13 protein-coding genes are annotated in these 18,570 nt (G+C 61.1%); 5 read left to right on the top strand and 8 right to left on the bottom strand.

Features of this window, described 5'->3' with window-relative positions:
- Window positions 1–94: 94 nt before the first annotated feature.
- Together J5M57_RS09290 and J5M57_RS09285 are read right to left on the bottom strand one after the other, a co-directional pair.
- On the bottom strand, window positions 95–1,024 hold the full coding sequence (locus tag J5M57_RS09290) for an NAD-dependent epimerase/dehydratase family protein (protein ID WP_207848984.1): 930 nt from the start codon (window positions 1,022–1,024) through the stop codon (window positions 95–97).
- Window positions 1,017–1,901 carry a sugar nucleotide-binding protein gene (locus tag J5M57_RS09285; RefSeq protein ID WP_064589444.1) on the bottom strand — a complete coding sequence of 295 codons (885 nt, stop codon included), beginning with the start codon at window positions 1,899–1,901 and terminating at the stop codon, window positions 1,017–1,019. The genes J5M57_RS09290 and J5M57_RS09285 overlap by 8 nt, the downstream gene beginning before the upstream one ends.
- 322 nt (window positions 1,902–2,223) lie before the next feature.
- Between J5M57_RS09285 and J5M57_RS09280 the strand changes: the two genes are divergently transcribed.
- Window positions 2,224–6,594, top strand: a complete 4,371-nt coding sequence (locus J5M57_RS09280) for a DEAD/DEAH box helicase (RefSeq protein ID WP_207848981.1) — start codon at window positions 2,224–2,226, stop codon at window positions 6,592–6,594.
- 116 nt (window positions 6,595–6,710) lie between these two features.
- On the opposite strand, the gene J5M57_RS09275 is transcribed toward J5M57_RS09280, so the two are convergent.
- Window positions 6,711–8,810 (bottom strand): mechanosensitive ion channel family protein, encoded by a 2,100-nt coding sequence (locus J5M57_RS09275; RefSeq protein WP_207848979.1) that lies wholly within the window; start codon window positions 8,808–8,810, stop codon window positions 6,711–6,713.
- 256 nt (window positions 8,811–9,066) lie between these two features.
- On the opposite strand from J5M57_RS09275, the gene J5M57_RS09270 reads away from it, so the two are divergent.
- Genes J5M57_RS09270 through J5M57_RS09255 form a run of 4 tightly spaced genes read left to right on the top strand, consistent with a single transcriptional unit; the run spans window position 9,067 to window position 13,041 of the window.
- Window positions 9,067–9,993, top strand: a complete 927-nt coding sequence (locus J5M57_RS09270) for a DUF72 domain-containing protein (RefSeq protein WP_207848978.1) — start codon at window positions 9,067–9,069, stop codon at window positions 9,991–9,993.
- Window positions 9,990–10,787 (top strand): endonuclease/exonuclease/phosphatase family protein, encoded by a 798-nt coding sequence (locus tag J5M57_RS09265; protein ID WP_207848977.1) that lies wholly within the window; start codon window positions 9,990–9,992, stop codon window positions 10,785–10,787. Before J5M57_RS09270 ends, J5M57_RS09265 begins: the two co-directional genes overlap by 4 nt.
- Window positions 10,784–12,058 carry a cardiolipin synthase ClsB gene (gene clsB / locus J5M57_RS09260; protein ID WP_207848975.1) on the top strand — a complete coding sequence of 425 codons (1,275 nt, stop codon included), beginning with the start codon at window positions 10,784–10,786 and terminating at the stop codon, window positions 12,056–12,058. Before J5M57_RS09265 ends, clsB begins: the two co-directional genes overlap by 4 nt.
- The gene (locus J5M57_RS09255) at window positions 12,055–13,041 is read left to right on the top strand and encodes a lysylphosphatidylglycerol synthase domain-containing protein (RefSeq protein WP_169843236.1); all 987 of its coding nucleotides are present in this window, start codon (window positions 12,055–12,057) and stop codon (window positions 13,039–13,041) included. Before clsB ends, J5M57_RS09255 begins: the two co-directional genes overlap by 4 nt.
- Before the next feature lie 113 nt (window positions 13,042–13,154).
- Here J5M57_RS09255 and J5M57_RS09250 read toward each other — a convergent pair whose 3' ends face one another.
- The 5 genes from J5M57_RS09250 to J5M57_RS09230 form a co-directional block, all read right to left on the bottom strand.
- Complete coding sequence (locus J5M57_RS09250) at window positions 13,155–13,913, bottom strand: alpha/beta fold hydrolase (protein ID WP_169843235.1); 759 nt, start codon at window positions 13,911–13,913, stop codon at window positions 13,155–13,157.
- A complete protein-coding gene (locus tag J5M57_RS09245; RefSeq protein WP_207848974.1) occupies window positions 13,903–15,012 on the bottom strand; it encodes a DUF3182 family protein in 1,110 nt (369 codons plus the stop codon). The genes J5M57_RS09250 and J5M57_RS09245 overlap by 11 nt, the downstream gene beginning before the upstream one ends.
- A gap of 178 nt (window positions 15,013–15,190) precedes the next feature.
- Window positions 15,191–15,928, bottom strand: coding sequence for an iron-containing redox enzyme family protein (locus tag J5M57_RS09240; protein WP_169843233.1), 738 nt, complete (start codon window positions 15,926–15,928; stop codon window positions 15,191–15,193).
- Between the two features lie 100 nt (window positions 15,929–16,028).
- Window positions 16,029–17,222, bottom strand: a complete 1,194-nt coding sequence (locus J5M57_RS09235) for an MFS transporter (RefSeq protein ID WP_169843232.1) — start codon at window positions 17,220–17,222, stop codon at window positions 16,029–16,031.
- Window positions 17,223–18,356 carry a ThiF family adenylyltransferase gene (locus J5M57_RS09230; RefSeq protein WP_169843231.1) on the bottom strand — a complete coding sequence of 378 codons (1,134 nt, stop codon included), beginning with the start codon at window positions 18,354–18,356 and terminating at the stop codon, window positions 17,223–17,225.
- Window positions 18,357–18,570: the final 214 nt, after the last annotated feature.

The raw sequence follows: 18,570 nt of genomic DNA, 5'->3' as shown, positions 1-18,570 counted from the left end.
CGGGGATAAATCCCCTCGCCACAGGATTAGCGACAAATTCCGGCCGTGAAAAAGGCGCCTGTAAAAAGGCGCCTTTTTCATGTCTGCCCCAAACTCACCTTCCGAGTAATCGCGCCAGCCCGACGCGCATCGGCGTCGGCTCCGGCAGGGTGAAACGCTCGAGCAAACGCCGGTTGTTCGCCCGCGAATGGCGGATGTCACCGGAGCGCGCCGGACCGTAGCTGACCGGAGGCAGTTCGCCGACCACTTCCTGCAGCGCTTGCAGCATCTGCTTGAGGTTCATCGCCTGATTCCAGCCGACGTTCATCGCGCCGACTTCCACTTCAGGCTTGTCGATCGCCTGCACCAGCACATCGACCAGGTCTTCGACGTAGAGGAAATCGCGGGTCTGCTCGCCATCGCCGAACACGGTGATCGGCAAGCCTTTCTGCGCCCGCTCACTGAAGATGCTGATGACCCCGGAGTACGGCGAGGACGGATCCTGGCGTGGACCGAAGATGTTGAAGAAGCGGAAGATCACCGGTTCCAGACCATGCTGGCGACGGTAGAAGTCGAAGTAATGCTCGCCGGCCAGTTTGTCCGAGGCATACGGGGTCAGCGGGGCCTTTGGCGTGTCTTCGTCGATCGACTCGCCTTCGCCGTTATTGCCGTACACCGCTGCGCTCGACGCGTAGAGCACGCGCTTGACCCCGGCCAGGCGCATGGCTTCGCAGACATTCAGGGTGCCGATGAAATTGCTCTGGTGCGTCTTTACCGGATCGTCCACCGAAGCCTGCACCGAAGCCACCGCCGCCAGATGCGCCACGGCGCTGCAACCCTGCATCGCCTGCGCGACCAGCGCGGCATCGGCAACGTCACCGACGATCAGCTCGACCTTCGGGTTGTCCAACGGCAGGTTGGCGCGTTTGCCGGTCGACAGATCATCGAGAATCCGCACCGAATGGCCCGTGGCGAGCAACGCATCCGTCAGGTGCGAGCCGATGAAACCGGCGCCGCCGGTGATTAAAACAGGGCCTTCAGCCATGACGATAAAACCTATCCAGTAAAGCCGGGAGTGCGGCGCGCCAGGCGCGCGGTTTGATCCCGAAAGTGTGCAGAATTTTCTTGCAGGCGAGCACCGCGTGCTGCGGTTCCTCGGCGGCGTCCGGCCGCGCGGCGTGCGCCTGGGCGGTGGGGGCTTCGATCGCCAGCGCATGCAGATTGCGCGCTTCAGTCAAAATCGCCTGGCCCAGCGCCAGCGGTGTGGTCGCCTCGTGGCCGGCGTAATGGTAGGTGCCCCACAGCGGCGCCGCACAATCGAGTTGCTTGAGCACCGAAATGATCACTCGCGCCGCATCATCCACCGGGGTCGGATTGCCCCGGCGATCATCGGCCATCAGCAATTCGTCCGGTTGTTCGGCGCGGGCGAGGAAGCGCCCAAGGGTGCCTTCAGGGCTGTCATCGAGCAGCCAGCCGAAGCGCACCAGCACGTGTTGCGGGCAGGTGGCGCGAACACTTTGCTCGATCCGCCACAGCGCCTGACCGCGCAGGCCCAGCGGCACCGGCTCGTCTTTTTCGCTGTAGGCGGTTGCCCGCGAACCGTCGAACACCCGGTAACTGGACGGCTGCACGAGAATGATGTTGTGGTGCTGGCACAGTTCGGCCAGGCGCTCGATGGCACGTTCCTGGCCGGCCAGACGGCTTTCGCTGACGGTTTCGGCCTGGAACCAGTCGAAATAATAGGCGAGGTTGATCAACGCATCCGGACGGGTGTCGTCGAGCAGTTGCGTCAGGCTCGCGGCATCCCAGCCGTTTTCTGGCGGGCGGGGGGCGAGGAAACCGATGTCTTCCTCCGCACCGAGGCGAATCAGCGCCTGCCCAAGGGCATTTCCGCCGCCCAGTAACATAAGGCGCATTCGCATAGAGTCAGCAGGCCCAGTCTGATTGGAACGATGGCTTTAACGACGGTGCTGGTGGCACCGTCATCGATAATTGCCGGAATCGTTGCATTTTGCGGGTTTAGTGCGCAACCGTCACCCGTAAAGTGTAGATCCCCGGATTTAGGCTGTGGCGACTGACCTCATCGCTGGCAAGCCAGCTCCCGCAGGGTTCAGCGTTGATTGCAGGACTCGTGCATCACAGAAATCACTGTGGGGGCTGGCTTGCCAGCGATGGGGCCGCAACTGCCAGCCGAGATCCCCAGCGGTACTTGCATCTTGCCGCCCCCACCCGCATAACTTAAGCATGAATCTGCCCATCCCCACGGACGCGGCCCTGGCAGGCTTTCACCCCGCCGTCAGCGCCTGGTTCAGCAGCACCTTCCCGACGGTCACCGCCGCCCAGGCACGCGCATGGCCGTTGATCCGCCAGCGCCGCTCGACGCTGATCGCCGCGCCCACGGGCTCCGGCAAAACCCTTACCGCGTTCCTCGCCGTACTCGACGATCTGGTCCAGCGCGGCCTGGAAAACCCCGCCGGCCTGCTGGACGAAACCCTGGTGGTCTATGTTTCGCCGCTCAAGGCGTTGTCCAACGACATCCGCATCAACCTGCAGAACCCGCTGGCGGGGATCACCGAACAGTTGCGCCAGATGGGCCTGCCGCAATTGCAGATCACCACCGCCGTGCGCACCGGTGACACTCCGCAAAAAGACCGCGCCGCCATGCGCAAAAGCGCGCCGCACATTCTGGTGACCACCCCCGAATCGCTGTACGTGCTGCTCGGCTCCGAGTCCGGGCGCAAAATGCTCGGCACTACGCGCACGGTGATCATCGACGAAATCCACGCCATAGCCGCCGGTAAACGCGGCAGTCACCTGGCGCTGAGCCTCGAACGCTTGCAGGCCCTGTGCGCCGAACCGCTGACCCGCATCGGTTTGTCCGCCACACAAAAACCCATCGACGCCGTGGCGCGGTTTCTGGTCGGTACCGGTCGGCCCTGCGAGATCATAGACATTGGCCACGCCCGCCCACGGGACCTCGGCATCGAAGTGCCGCCAGTGCCGTTGTCGGCAGTGATGGCCAACGATGTCTGGGAGCTGGTTTACGACCGCCTCGCCGAGCTGGCCCGCGAACACCGCACCACGCTGATTTTCGTCAACACCCGGCGACTGGCCGAACGCTTGAGCCGTCACCTCAGCGAGCGTCTGGGCAAACACGCCGTCGCCGCGCACCACGGCAGTCTGGCCAAGGAATTCCGCCTCGACGCCGAACAGCGACTCAAGCGCGGCGAGCTGCAAGTCTTGATCGCCACCGCCTCGCTGGAGTTGGGCATCGACATCGGTGAAGTCGATCTGGTCTGCCAGATTTCCTCGCCGCGCTCCATCGCGGGATTCCTGCAACGCGTGGGCCGCTCCGGGCACCAGGTCGGCGGCACGCCCAAGGGCCGTTTGTTCGCCACCACCCGCGATGACTTGATCGAATGCGCCGCCCTGCTCGACTGCGTGCGCCGTGGCGAACTCGACATCCTGCACATTCCCGAAGCGCCACTGGATGTTCTGGCGCAGCAGATCATTGCCGAAGTCAGTTGTCAGGAATGGGCAGAAGAGGCGTTGCTGGCAATGTTTCGCCAAGCCTCGCCCTATCGCGATCTCGATGAAAAGCACTATCAAGCGCTGCTGACGATGCTCGCCGAAGGCTACAACGGTCGTCAGGGCATTCGCAGCGCCTATCTGCACCGCGACGCCGTCAGCCGCACCTTGCGGGGCCGGCGTGGCTCGCAACTGACGGCGGTCACCAGCGGCGGCACCATCCCGGACAACGCCGACTACAGCGTGCTGCTGGAACCCCAAGGCCTGAACATCGGCAGCGTCAACGAAGACTTCGCCGTGGAAAGCATCGCCGGCGACGTGTTTCAGCTCGGCAACACGTCCTATCGGATCCTGCGGGTGGACGCCGGCAAGGTGCGGGTCGAGGACGCGCAGGGGCAGCCACCGACCATACCGTTCTGGCTCGGCGAAGCCCCGGGGCGCAGCGATGAATTGTCCTCGGCGGTGGCGCGCCTGCAAGCGACCCTCGACGACTTGCTTGGCGCCCGCCCCGGCGAACTGCAACCGGCGCTCGACTGGCTGACCGCGACCCTCGGCCTGAACCGCGCCAGCGCCGAACAACTGGTGGACTATCTCGCCCGCGCACGCCTGACGCTCGGCGCCCTGCCCTCACAGGACACGCTGCTGATGGAGCGTTTTTTCGACGAGTCCGGCGGCACCCAGTTGATCATCCATTCGCCGTTCGGCAGCCGCATCAACCGCGCCTGGGGCCTGGCCCTGCGCAAGCGTTTCTGTCGCACCTTCAACTTCGAACTGCAGGCCGCTGCCAGCGAAGATGCGATCGTCCTGTCGCTGTCCACCAGCCACAGTTTCGAACTGGATGACGTCTGGCGTTACCTGCACAGCAACAGCGCCGAGCACCTCCTGATTCAGGCGATTCTCGACGCGCCGTTGTTCGGCGTGCGCTGGCGCTGGAATGCCGGGGTGGCGCTGGCATTGCCGCGCTTTACCGGCGGGCGCAAAGTCGCACCGCAGTTGCAGCGAATGAAAAGCGAAGACTTGATCGCGAGCGTGTTTCCGGACCAGATCGCCTGCCTGGAAAACCTCGCCGGCGAACGGGAAGTCCCTGAACATCCGCTGGTGGAGCAAACCCTTGATGACTGCCTGCACGAGGCCATGGACAGCGAAGGCTGGCTGCATTTGCTGCGGCGCATGGAGCGCGGCGAGGTGCGGCTGATCAGTCGCGACCTGCCGGCGCCCTCGCCATTGGCGGCAGAAATCCTCAGTGCGCGGCCCTACACCTTTCTCGACGACGCACCGCTGGAAGAACGCCGCACGCAAGCGGTGATCAACCGGCGCTGGAGCGATCCGCAATCCACCGACGATCTCGGAGCACTGGACGCCGACGCCATCGGCGCGGTGCGCGAGCAAGCGTGGCCGACGCCGACCAATGTCGATGAAATGCACGAGGCGTTGATGAGCCTTGCCTGCATCAGCGACCTTGAAGTTCAGGCTGGCGAACACTGGCGCGAATGGCTTGACGCGCTGACTGCGAGCGGTCGCGCCTGCCGCTTGGCCGTTCCGCCAGTAACGGCAAAAGAAAAGCTTAGCGAACAGGCTCGCGAAGACGGCCTCACACTCACTACACATCCACAGCCTGGCTCGTTGTGGCTGGCGCGAGAACGCCTGACTTGCCTGTTGGCGCTTTATCCACAGGCCACGCTGCAACCACCGCAGCAGGCGTTGCCCGGTTTCAATGAGTCGTGGACGTTCGATGAGGCGCTGGTCGAAGTGCTCCGCGCGCGGCTCGGCGCATTTGGCCCGCTGCCGTTACCCGCAATTGCCGAACCGCTGGCGCTGCCCGCTACACAAGTCGCACAGGCCCTCGCGCAACTGGAGCGCGAAGGCTACGTGCTGCGCGGTCACTTCACCCCGGGCGCGACGGTTGAGGAATGGTGCGAGCGGCATCTGCTGGCGCGCATCCATCGTTACACGGTCAAGCGTTTGCGCCGGGAAATCGAGCCGGTGGCGCTGCAGGACTTCATGCGTTTCCTGTTTGACTGGCAGCATCTGTCCCCCGCTACGCGTGGTCAGGGCAGCGCGGTGTTGCCGGCGATTGTCGGCCAGTTCGAAGGCTACCCGGCGGCGGCCTCGGCGTGGGACAGCGACATTCTGCCGGCGCGCCTGAAGGACTATTCACCGAGTTGGCTGGATGACCTGTGCCGCAACGGCAAACTGGTGTGGACGCGGCTCAGCGCCCGGCAGAAAGTCAGCGGCACGGCCCTGCGCAGTACGCCGATTGTGCTGCTGCCACGCAGCCAGGTCGGGTTGTGGAGTGGATTGGCCGAGCAGACCCCGGTCAGCGAGCTTTCACCGAAAACCCAAAAGGTCTACGCGGCACTGACTCAACACGGCGCGCTGTTTTTCGACGAGTTGATCCATGAGGCGCACCTGCTGCGCACCGAGCTGGAAATCGCCTTGCAGGAACTGGTCGGCGCCGGCCTGGTGAACGCCGACAGCTTCGCCGGTCTGCGTGCGCTGATCACCCCGACGAGCAAGCGCCAGCAGCGCAGCAGTCGACGCGGACGTGGGGCGTTTGTCGGTGGCATGGACGATGCCGGGCGCTGGGCGTTGCTGCGGCGCGGGCCGCTATTGGAAAGCGGCCAGACGCCTTCGCCGGAAACCCTCGAACACGTCGCCATGACCTTGCTGCGCCGCTACGGCGTGGTGTTCTGGCGTCTGCTGGAACGCGAAGCGGACTGGCTGCCGAGCTGGCGCGAATTGCTGCGCACGTTCCATCGACTGGAGGCCCGTGGCGAGATTCGCGGCGGGCGTTTTGTCAGTGGCCTGGCAGGCGAACAGTTTGCCCTGCCCGAGGCGATTGCGTTGCTGCGTGATGTACGGCGCCGGCCACATGACGGCAGTCTGACCGCGGTGTGCGGGGTGGATCCGCTGAACCTCGCCGGGACACTGTTGCCGGGGGCGAAAGTGCCGGCGCTGGCGAGTAATCGGCTGGTGTATCGCGACGGGTTGCCGGTGGCGGCCGAGATTGCCGGTAAGCAGCAGGTCTGGCTGGAACTGGATCAGGTTGCGATGGAGCAGGTGCGCGGCAAGCTGATCCAGCATTGATATCGTCTGCACTGGCGCTATCGCGAGCAGGCTCACTCCTACAGGGGAAACGCATTCCAAATGTAGGAGTGAGCCTGCTCGCGATGAGGCCGGTACTCCCGATACACAATCGCGCGCTAGGTCCGCGACTCCTGCGGCAACACCGCCGCCGATTGCTCAACAGGCGTTTCTTCTTGCCGCTTGGGCAACAAAACCTGCTGTGGATAAGTCTGCGCAAAATGCACCACCGGGCTGTTATCCACAAGCTTTTTCAAGCGCTGGTTGAACGCTCGACTCACCGCATATTGCCCGCCTGACACCGTGCGGAACTGCGCGGTCAGCACCACGCCATTCAAATCCATCTTGTCCACCCCGAACACATCCAGCGGCCCTTGCAGGTTGTACTTGAGAAACGGATCTTCGCGGATCGAATCGCCGGTCTCGCGGATCAGTTCGATGGCCTTGTCGACATCGGTGTCGTAGGTGAACTGCACCGAGAAAAACGCGTAGGCGAACTGCCGCGACTGGTTAGTGACCGCTTTGATCTGGCCGAATGGCACCGAGTGCACGAAGCCCTTGCCGTCACGCAGGCGCAGGGTCCGAATGGTCAAGCCCTCGACCGTGCCGGCGTGCCCGGAGTCGAGCACCACCCAGTCGCCGATCGACAACGTGTCTTCAATGATGATGAACAGTCCGGTGATCACGTCCTGCACCAGTTGCTGCGAACCGAAACCGATGGCCAGACCGACCACCCCGGCACCGGCCAGCAGTGGTGCGACATTGATCCCCAGATTAGCCATGGTGGTGATTGCGCAAATCACCACCAGGATGATTTTGATCGCGTTGCGCAACAGCGGCAGGATGGTTTTCACCCGAGTGCTGGGCTGGCGCGACGAGCGTTTACTGACCGGTGGTTTCAGCGCTTCCTGAATCGCCGTGTCGAGCACCACCCACAACAACCACGTCACCAGGAAGATCAGACCGATGCTGCTCAGCGCGTTACTGATCGCCCGCCCAACCGTGCTGCTCTGGGCGAAATCGAGCAGCGAAACACCCCAGATCCGCCCGAGAATGTCGATGAAAGCAATCGCCATGACGATCCGCAGCAAGGCGTGCAACAAGCTGAGAAAGCGTTCCTTGTAAGCGCTGCTGCACTGGATCGCTTCGGCTTTTCGCGACTTGAATACGTGCTGCAGAATCGTGCTGAGAAACACCGTGCCGATCAGCAACACCGTGGTCAACAATGCGCAGCGCAGAGCCTTCTGGTTGTCCTCGCCGATGCCGATCAGATTGACCGCCGAGACCAGCACCATCAGCACGATCGGCCAGTACCAGAGCCCGGAAAAAATCCGCAGCGACTCCTGCAATGACGGCTGCTTCAGGCGTTGCGCCAGCGGGCGATTACGGATCAGATGCGCCACCGGCCGCCGCAGGCGAATCACCAGCAGGCCGAAAATGATCGAAGCCATCAGCCCGGTGAACACCGCGACGCTGCTGGTGATGTTGCCGCCAAACTGCCGGGCGATCTGCGGGCTGGTCAGTGCGTCACTGAGGGCGGCAAGGAAGCCGATCAGGAACAGCGGTTTCGGGCAGTAGTCACGGATGATCCGCGCGGCGGGCCGTTTATGGCCGACATTGAACATCACCACCACGCACAACAACATCGAGGTGGAGAAAATGCCGCTGCTGGTGGCATACGCCAGACACAGCGCCAGCGCGCGGCCCACCGAGGTTGGCAGAAAGTGGCTGACGTACAGCGTCAGCGGCAGACAGATCAACGCCGGCAACGTGTACGGCAGCAGATACCCGAGCAGGTCCTGACTGCGCTGGCGGGTACGCAGCCAACGGCCCTGGCTCAGACGCTTGGCCAACAGGCTGCCGAGCACGGTGAGCAGCGCAAAGGCGCCAAGCCAGACACCGGACAACATCAGGAAATCCCCGGCGAGGCTCCAGCCCGAACGATCCGACGGTTGATTGACCAGCCGGTCGACCTCGTCCGCCGCGCGGTCGGCCCGCAGACGCCAGGCATCAACCAGGTGTTCGTTGAGATCGAGTTTGTCCTGCACATCGTCGATGCTCGTACTGATTGCACCGAGCAAACCGCCCTGCACGATCGGCTCGGGTTTGGCCGGTTCTTCAGCAGTAGCCGGAACGCCCGGCAGCGCGGCGGCTTCGAGTTCGTTGGCGCCGAGCAACAGCAGCGCTCCCAGCAGAATGACGATCCTGAACTTGATCAAAACTCCGATCCCTCTTGGCTGAACCTGTAAGGAACTGATCGGTGAATGGCGGACAAGTTCGGTTTTTGCCTCAATAACCCTTTGTGGTGAGGGAGCTTGCTCCCTCACCACAAAGGCGCAACACAGCAACAACTATCAAATCCCCCCCGTGATGCCCCTGAGCCTGTACCGTCCGTAACGCCACCGAAACTTTCCCGAACCGCCCACAGTCATCAACAGACACAGGCTGTACGAGGACTGACTACGGGAGGGCGGCATGGCAACGATTCACATCGGTATTTCCGGCTGGCGCTACGCTCCGTGGCGCGGGGATTTCTACCCGAAAGGACTGACCCAGAAGCGCGAATTGCAGTTCGCTTCACGGGCGGTCAACAGCATCGAAATCAATGGATCGTTCTACGCCCTGCAGCGGCCCGAACGTTACGCCCAGTGGTACAGCGAAACACCCGACGACTTTGTGTTCAGCGTCAAGGCGCCGCGCTTCATCACCCACGTGCGGCGCTTGCGCGAGATTGAAAAACCGCTGGCGAACTTCTTCGCGTCCGGGGTGCTGGAGCTCAAGGAAAAGCTCGGGCCGATCCTGTGGCAGTTTCCGCCGAACTTCAAATTCGACCCCGAGCGCTTCGAACACTTCCTCTCATTGCTGCCCCACGACACGCAGGCCGCAGCCGCCCTCGCCCGCCAGCACGACGCTCACCTGCATGGCCCCGCCAGCCTCAAGGCCTGGCGTAAAAAGCCGCTGCGCCATGCCGTGGAAGTGCGCAACGACACTTTCATCGACCCCGACTTCATTCGCTTGTTGAAACGCTACAACACGGCGCTGGTGATCGCCGACACCGCCGGCAAGTGGCCGTACCGCGAAGACCTCACCAGCGATTTCGTCTACCTGCGTCTGCACGGCGCCGAACAACTGTACGCCAGCGGCTACACCGACTCCGCGCTGCAGAACTGGGCCGAACGCATCGACGCCTGGCACCATGGGCGCCAGCCGGGCGATGCGCACCTGATCGCCCCACGCCTCAAGCCCCGGGCGCGCAAATCCCGCGAAGTGTTCTGTTATTTCGATAACGACATCAAAGTCCGCGCGCCTTACGACGCACGTAATCTTTTACAGCGCTTTGACCTCGACAAACACTTGCCGACCACCCCCGGCGAGCCTGCTGCCGAAGGGGTGCTGACATGAGTATTCCAGAGCCGGTGGGCTTCACCGATGAAGGTTCGGTGGTAACCCCCTCAGTGCGCCGTTTCACCGTGCTGACGGTCAACACGCACAAGGGTTTCACTGCCCTGAATCGACGCTTCATCCTCCCGGAGCTGCGCGAAGCAGTGCGTAGCGTGGCGGCCGACGTGGTGTTTCTGCAGGAAGTCCACGGCACCCACGAGCACCATCCTAAGCGCTACAGCAATTGGCCGACAATGCCGCAATACGAGTTCCTCGCCGACAGCCTTTGGCCGCAGTTCGCCTATGGGCGCAACGCGGTGTACCCGGAGGGTGATCACGGCAATGCGTTGCTGTCGAAATTCCAGATCATCCGCCACGACAACCTCGACGTGTCGATCAGCGGCCATGAGAACCGCGGCCTGTTGCACTGCGTGCTACGCCTGCCCGGCGATGGCGTCGAAGTGCATGCCATCTGCGTGCACCTGGGCCTGCGCGAAAGCCATCGCAACGCGCAACTGCAGTTGCTCGGTCAGCGTCTCGCGGAGCTGCCGGATGATGCGCCGGTGATCGTTGCCGGTGACTTCAATGACTGGCGCCAGCGCGCCGATGCGCTACTCAAGCCATGCGGCCTGCGCGAGGTGTTCGCCGAGCATTACGGCAAACCGGCGCGCAGCTTTCCCGCGCGCCTGCCGACCCTGCGCCTGGACCGCATCTACGTGCGCAACCTCAAGGCCAGCCAACCCAAAGTCCTGGCAAACCGGCCCTGGTCTCACCTGTCCGACCACGCCCCTTTATCGGTGGAGATTGAATTATGAGCAGCGCACCGCTGGAGAAATCCGCCGTGGAACCGATCAGCATCAACCCGCCCGTGCGCGAGCCCGGCCAGGTCGACGTCGAGTACAGTTGGCAGGGCAACAACCGCATCGAGTTGCTGGAAAACGGCGAGGAATATTTCCCCCGGGTGTTCGACGCCATGCGTGCGGCGAAAAGTGAAATCCTGCTGGAGACCTTCATCGTTTTCGAAGACAAGGTCGGCGCAGAATTGCAGCAGATCCTGATCGACGCCGCCCGGCGCGGCGTACGCACCACCGTCAGCCTCGACGGCTTCGGTTGTGGCGAGTTGAGCACCGGTTATCTCGCGGCACTGAGCGACGCGGGCGTGCACCTGCAGATATTTGATCCGGCGCCCAAACATCTGGGCTTTCGCACCAACTGGTTCCGCCGCCTGCACCGCAAGATCGTGGTGGTCGACGGACTGATCGCGTTCATTGGTGGGATCAACTTTTCCGGTGATCACCTGGCCGACTTCGGCCCCGAGGCGAAACAGGATTATGCGGTGCAGATTCAGGGGCCGGCGGTCACTGACATCCATCACTTTGCCCTGCTGCAAAGCGGTCGGCCGGGACGTGCGCGGTTCTGGTGGCAGCGTCGACGCCAGCGTCGCGCCGACATGGCCTTCAACGAGCATGACGGGCAGGTACGCCTGGTGTTTCGCGATAACGATCAGCATCACACCGATATCGAAGACGTGTACTTGCAGGCACTGCGCCGGGCCAAACGCCGGGTGGTCATCGCCAATGCCTACTTCTTTCCCGGCTACCGCCTGCTGCGCGAGATCCGCAATGCGGCGCGCCGTGGCGTCGACGTCCGGCTGATCCTGCAAGGCCAGCCGGACATGCTGGTGGCGAAGCTGGCGGCGCGCATGACCTACGACTACCTACTGAAGGCCGGCGTACAGATCCACGAATATTGCCAACGGCCGCTGCACGGCAAAGTCGCGCTGGTGGACGAAGAATGGAGCACCGTCGGCTCGAGCAATCTCGATCCGCTGAGCCTGTCGCTGAACCTGGAAGCCAACGTGCTGATCCGCGATCGCGCGTTCAATCAGCATTTGTTCGAACGCCTCGAAGACCTGAGCCAGAACCACTGCAAGGCCATGGATGCCGACATGTCCCCGCGCGGGCGAATCTGGCACATGACCGTGGGGTTTCTGGTGTTTCACTTCCTGCGGCACTTCCCGGCGATGGCCGGTTGGTTGCCGGCGCATAAACCGCGGCTCAAGCCGTTTCGAGGTGCCAGGCCATGAGTCATTCCGAAACGCACTCGGCCAGGCATGCCGCGCCAGCGACGCACTCAAAATGGAGCCGCTGGAAACGTCCACTGACGCTGTTGTTTTTCCTCGCGTTGATCGTCTTGCTGACGCTGTTCGCCATGCGCATCGAATGGGCCGAAGTGCTGCAAACCCTCGCCGACTTCAAGGTGCGCACGCTGATCATCGCGGCCGGCCTGACCCTGCTGAGCTTTCTGACCTACGCCAGTTTTGACCTGATCGGCCGCACCTACATCCGCCAGGACCTGACCTGGAAACAGATTCTGCCGGTGGGGATCATCAGCTACGCCTTCAACCTTAATCTCAGCGCCTGGGTCGGCGGCATCGCCATGCGCTATCGACTCTATTCGCGTCTGGGCGTAAGCAAGGGCAACATCGCCAAAATCCTCGGCCTGAGCCTGGCGACCAATTGGTTCGGCTACATGACGATTGCCGGCGCGGTATTCAGCAGCGGCCTGGTGAGCATGCCGCCGGGCTGGAAAGTCAGCAGTGGTGCATTGCAAGGCATCGGTGTGCTGCTGTTGCTGGTGAGTGCCGGTTACCTCGCCGCGTGCCAGTTCTCGAGGCGCCGCGAGTGGTCGATTCGCGGGGTGGAAATCAACCTGCCGTCCCTGCGCATGGCCGTGCTGCAATTGCTGCTCGGTGCGCTGAACTGGTCGCTGATGGCGGCAGTGATTTTCACTTTGCTGCCGGGCAAGCTGGACTACCCGTTGGTGCTCGGCGTGTTGTTGATCAGCGCGATTGCCGGGGTCATCACCCACATTCCGGCGGGGCTCGGGGTGCTGGAAGCAGTGTTCGTCGCGCTGCTCCAACACGAGGCTTCACGCGGGAGTCTGGTGGCAGGGCTGCTGGCGTACCGGGCGATTTATTTTCTGCTGCCGTTGTTGATCACGGTGGTGATGTATCTGTTGGTGGAGGCCAAGGCGAAGGCGTTGCGGATCGAGAAGAAACCGTCCTGAGTTTGCAGTGAAGCTGAAAAGGCTATCGCGAGCAGGCTCACTCCTACAGGGGGATGCATTCCAAAATGTAGGAGTGAGCCTGCTCGCGATAGCGTCCGAAACAACGACACAGCTCAACTTGACTGGATGATGCTCAACCGCTCTCCAACCACCATCTCGGTAATCCAGTCCACCAGAATCGAGGTGTAGGCCTGCTGCGAAACCGGCTCGCTCAAGGCATGGTCGGCGCCGTCGATGATCCGGTGCGTCAGCGAATGCGTCTGCTGACACGCCGCGCGGTAACTCATGATTGCCGCGTGAGGCACGTACTCATCGGTTTCCGATTCCACCAGCAAGACATCCCCCGTGAATTGCGAACAGGCATGCAGCGCGCGATTGGTATCGGCGCGCACCAGCGTGCTCCGATAGTCACGCAAATCCGCCTTGTCGAGATCACGCTTGGGCGTGTGCCATTGCTCGTCGCGATACAGCGCCGGCACCCGCAGCGCCAGCCAGCGCACTGGGCGCAACGAGGTGAGGATCGAGGCCAGATAACCGCCATAACTGGTACCGACCACCGCAATCGCCGAGGTGTCGAGTGCCGGGTGCGCGAGCAGGCGGTCATAGGCCGCGAGCAGGTCGCGCAGGTTGTCTTCGCGCGTGACCCGGGTCAGCGGAATGCCGGTGCCACCGGTGTGGCCGCGCAGGTCGAAAGTCAGACAGACGCAGCCAAGTCCGGCGATGCCCTTGGCGCGTTCGAGGTCGCGCTCCTGGCTACCGCCCCAGCCGTGCACAAACAACACGCCGGGGACTTTCGATTTAGGGCTGAGAAACGTCCCGCTCATCTGTTCGTCATCAATATCGATTTGAATGCTTTCGCTTCTAGCCGTCATAGGATTTGACCGTTACGTATTTAAGAAGAAAGTCGCTGTTCTCGGCCGGCCCGCGATAGATTTCGATGGCGTCTGCCGGCAGGGTTTGCTCGCTGTAGGTTTCCACCGTCGACACGCGGATCGCTGGCATATGGGGATCGTTGACGAAGCATTGCAGCGCGGCCAGTTCAGCGCTGCTGGCACCGCCCATGCGCCAGGATTGTTCGAGCACACCGCTGCGGGGTTTGCCATGGCTGTCCAGACCCTGGGCAATGTCGTAGTTGCGGCGCGAGGCGTAGAAATCCGGATAGGCCTCATCCGCCGCCCGGTCGAAAATCTGCGCCTGTTCGATGGCCAGCCGCACCTCGTCCGGCAGCTGCAGCGCCAGCAACTCCGCGTAACCACCCGGCACCACCAGCAGGTTCGAGCCACCGTAGACGTCTTCGCCGTGAGCATCCTGGGTCAAGTATTGATCACCGCAGTAGCTCAGCACCTTGCCGCCGATGAATGACTGGCCGACGCTGTGGGTGAAGACCTTGCTCAAGTCCTGCTCCAGCACCACGCCTTCACGAAACAGCTCGGCGGCCTCCGCACGGGCGAGCACCTCATCGAACGCGTCGAGGCTGTTGATAACTTCCTGGCCGCGACCGGCACAGGCGTGAATCGGTTTCAGACGGATCGGCCCGCTGTACAAAAAGTGCTCGGCAGCGGGCCGCGCATCTTCCAGGGCAAACACCGTCAGGCCATCGAGCACCACGTCACGCACGCGCTCAGCGAACAGCGACGACCAGCCTTGGGGGGCGCGGGCCAGATCGCTGCGCAGGCCGTGGCTGATGGCTTTGGTGCAGATGAAATCGTGTTCGACGTATCCACCCCACAAGTCATTCGCACCGTTGATGCCCAATTGCTGCGCCTGGCTGGCGCCGACGATGGTCTGCGTCGGCAACCAGTACAGATCGCGACCGCGGTGTTTTTCCGGGTCGTAGCTGCCACCAAATTTGAACCCGAGAATCTGCGCCAGCCAACGGGCCAGCGCCTTGTTGGTCTGCACTTCGTGTTGCGGTGCGCCGGTGCGCACCGAGTGGGCGACAACTACTTTTTTGCTCGGCGTCGGGGTCATGCGTCCCCCTTCAAGCGACTTGGTGAATGTAGTCGTGAGACGTGCAGAGATCAGGCCAATCACCCCACGACGACAATGCACAATGAATCAATCGCTTGCGCGAAATCTGATGGCATCGGGCCTGTTTCAATCTGCACGACCGCGCGGTGATTCACGGCAATTTGCATGATCATGGGACCTACCGCAGCTCACGCACTTCCCTCCAGATGGCGTCAAACATGACGCATCGCTTATCGATCGCCTGACGCCCGGTTTGCATCGCGATCATCTTCGCTTCAGGTACCTGCTGGGTCATTCGCCTCAGAATCTCCAGCATGCTGACTGCATGTTCCTCATCTTCTTCGATGTGCAAGCGAAAGAACTCGAGACCTTCATCACTGACATTCAGTCTCTTGAGCGCCGCCAGAACAGGCTTGTAAATCAGTGGCACAATGGCTTCAGCCCCCAGACATAGCGCTGCAAGGCCCTCAACCGAATTTTCACTGCGGCAAAATTTCATGATCGAACGAGTAAAATCAACGGTCTGGGATAAAGGAGGATCCGCCATGGGTTGGGTGCCCAGAATCCTGAGTGTTCGTTGAAACAGATCGGCATGGGTGAGCTTGTCGTCACCGTCGATTCCCATTTCCTCCTGCAGGTTTTGCATTAAAAGCCTGATGTCTTCGAGGGACTCAAGCCGATTAATGATTGCGCAGAGAAAACGGGTGAAGTTTCTGGAGTAATAATGATGCTGCACCAGGAAATAGCGCATGCCGCCAAGAGAAACATGGCCACTCTGCATCGCCACCAACAGATCATGGTGAACCAATCTATTTAGCGCATCAGCGTCCAGCCACTTATCCCATATGGAACCGCCAGTGACCGTTTGAATAGCATGCACTCCATCATCGCTGTATAACTTTTTATCTTGTTCCACCATAAATTCCTTTTAACGTGCTCCGGCCATTCCAATGGCCAAACCCTTTTTATGAATACTCCTCACCTAAAGAACTTAATTCCTGCCCGCAGCGTTTTGTTCATTGCACATCGCTGTAAACAACTTGCCGCTCATCCCTGGCCAGAAAATAAGCACAAAGAGAGGCGAAAATAATGCAAAGACCACCTGCCGCAAAAAGAAAAGCACTGCTTGAGAAATGGAGTAACAGCCATCCACTGAACAAGCTCGCGGGCGGAATTGCCAGATAGGCGATGAGTCGAGTCACCCCTACAGTTCGCCCCAGAATCGCTCGCGGAACCACTTGCTGGCGATAGGTGAAAAAAGCGATGACCACCACAGATTGGCAGCAGGTAGACAGCGCCCAGAGTCCCGCGAGTGTCCAGGGGTCGCTGGCCAACGCTGCGGTCAACGTGAAAATCCCTGCCAGCAGGCAACTGCGCCGGATGAGAACGCCGGCCGTATAGCGTTTCACAAGCCCTGCACCTGTAACTGATCCGGCAACGGCACCCGCGCCAATAAGTCCGTAGTAGTAGCCGACATCGCTCAACGGCACAGCCAAGAGCGTGGTGAAGACATAGATCAGGCTGGCACCGATCAGAGCAAAGCCGAAGTTGCAGAAAAAGAACAGCACAACCAACGAACACAGTTCTCGATGCCGAAGAACATAAAGCAGGCCGGCTTTGATTTCAGTGAAGACACGGGTGGTGGCGGGCTGGGGCTTACCCTGCTCCGTTAGCCAGTAGCAAAGCGGCAAAGAGAGCGCGAAGCCGACAATGCTGACAACGAGAATCCGCTCCTTGGTGCTGAAGGCCAACACCGCAGCCACACTGATCGGCGCCACGATGCGGATGATGTTGTCACTGGCGTTGACGATCGCATTGAACCGATGAAGTTTTCGCCCCTCGACCAGCGCAGGTGCGATGCTCTGGAATACGGGGTGATGGGTAGCGCCAACGCTTGCCAGCATAAAGCTCAACAGCAACAGCGTGATGCTCAATGCGTCCCCGGACAAGGTGCTGACGGCGACGTAAATCAGGCAGCCGATGACAATGCTGAACAGATCGCCACCGATCAGAAACCGTCGCTTGCTGTAGCGGTCGCTCCACACACCGGCAAACGGCGTGACCAGTATGTAGGGCGCCATTGCGGCAAAAAAGGCCAGTGATGTCCAGACAGGGGAGCCTGTCTGCTCATAGACGTAAAGCGGGATGAGAAATGCAATGGCCCATGAGCAAACAGACGTGATGATATAAGACGCCAGCAGCTTGAACATCTAGACGGTCTCCGTCGGCATGGGTAGCCGCAGTGAATTCGCGAGATGCCCGCACACCGTGCAGTCCGGGTTCTGCTCCCAGACCTCGGCAATGCCAACATCCAGATCGTCGAAGGTGAATTCCTTGAGCTTGTTGGTCAATTGTGGCGGCTGGCAGCCGGTGAGGATCTTTACGGTTTCGCTCACCATCATGCCCGCGGTGACGGCCACCAGGGTAACCAGTGCCGGGCCTGGGTGCTGGTAGGTTATGTCGTGCTGCTTGGCCATGGTCGAGATACTGTTCACCAGGCTGCTTTTGTTGCGCGCCGAAGTCAGCCAGCAAGCACCGCACCCCGAGTTGCCGGGGACCACCGAATAGAAAACCGACCGTCGCACATCAAGACCGCCTGATATGAAGGGCACGCGCTCCTGAACACAGGCCTCGTTCAGCCAGTCGGCCATGTAGTTCGCGGGTTTGTCGGCAACGCAAATTACAATATCGTGGCCACTTATAACTCTGGCGACGTCCTGAGCTGATTCGAGGCGGGTCTCGTGGGCGGTGATATCGAGGTGACTGTTGAACTCGAGCAACCGGCGCCTGGCGGTTTCGACCTTCGACATCCCGATGTCGCTCTCCTTGTAAAGGATCTGTCGATTCAGGTTGCTCAACTCGATCTTGTCAAAATCAAGGATCGTCAGGTGATGCACACCCAGCGCGACCAGATCGAACAGGATATGGGTGCCGAGCCCGCCACAACCCAGGACGCAAACCCTGGCCGCGCGCAGTTTCTCCTGCGAGGAAAACTTGCTCTCCCCCACGGCCGCCATCGACCCGAAAAAATCGATGTTCCGGGAAAATCTGTTGCGATCGTGGTCTGAAAGAGAGGTCGTCGCGAAAGCATCAGGACTCTCGACCAGTCGGTATCTGACCAAATCCTGCGCAACGCTGCGCAAATCCTCCTGATCCACCGCGGGATAACGGCCTGCTACCCGTGTGATCAACGCTTCGAATGGCGTGCGGCCATCCAGTGCCGTCGCAAATTCCCAGATAGCCCCATGGGGATCGGGAATCTTTGCGTATTGCCCGTTAAACCGCAGAACAACCTGGCCTTCAAGTTTGAACGGAATAATGGTTGGCTTCAGACAGAGCTTCATATATCAGCCTCAAAGACAATTAAAAACAGGTTCATTAAGAACCAGGGCCATAAGGCCCCGGTTCTCATTGGCTAGCTCAGCCGATCTGAGAATCGCCTGCGGAAGATGCTTTTTCGAAAGTCATAATGATTTCCTCGAAAAGTTAAAGGGCCAGTGGTTGAACCAACTCTCCACCGGGGCGAAGGTGTGCACACACAAAACCTAGAATAAGTTT

Source organism: Pseudomonas sp. 86_A, assembly GCF_017491705.1.
In the GTDB taxonomy this organism is placed as follows: domain Bacteria; phylum Pseudomonadota; class Gammaproteobacteria; order Pseudomonadales; family Pseudomonadaceae; genus Aquipseudomonas; species Aquipseudomonas koreensis.
This window is presented reverse-complemented; position numbering and strand designations above follow the sequence as displayed.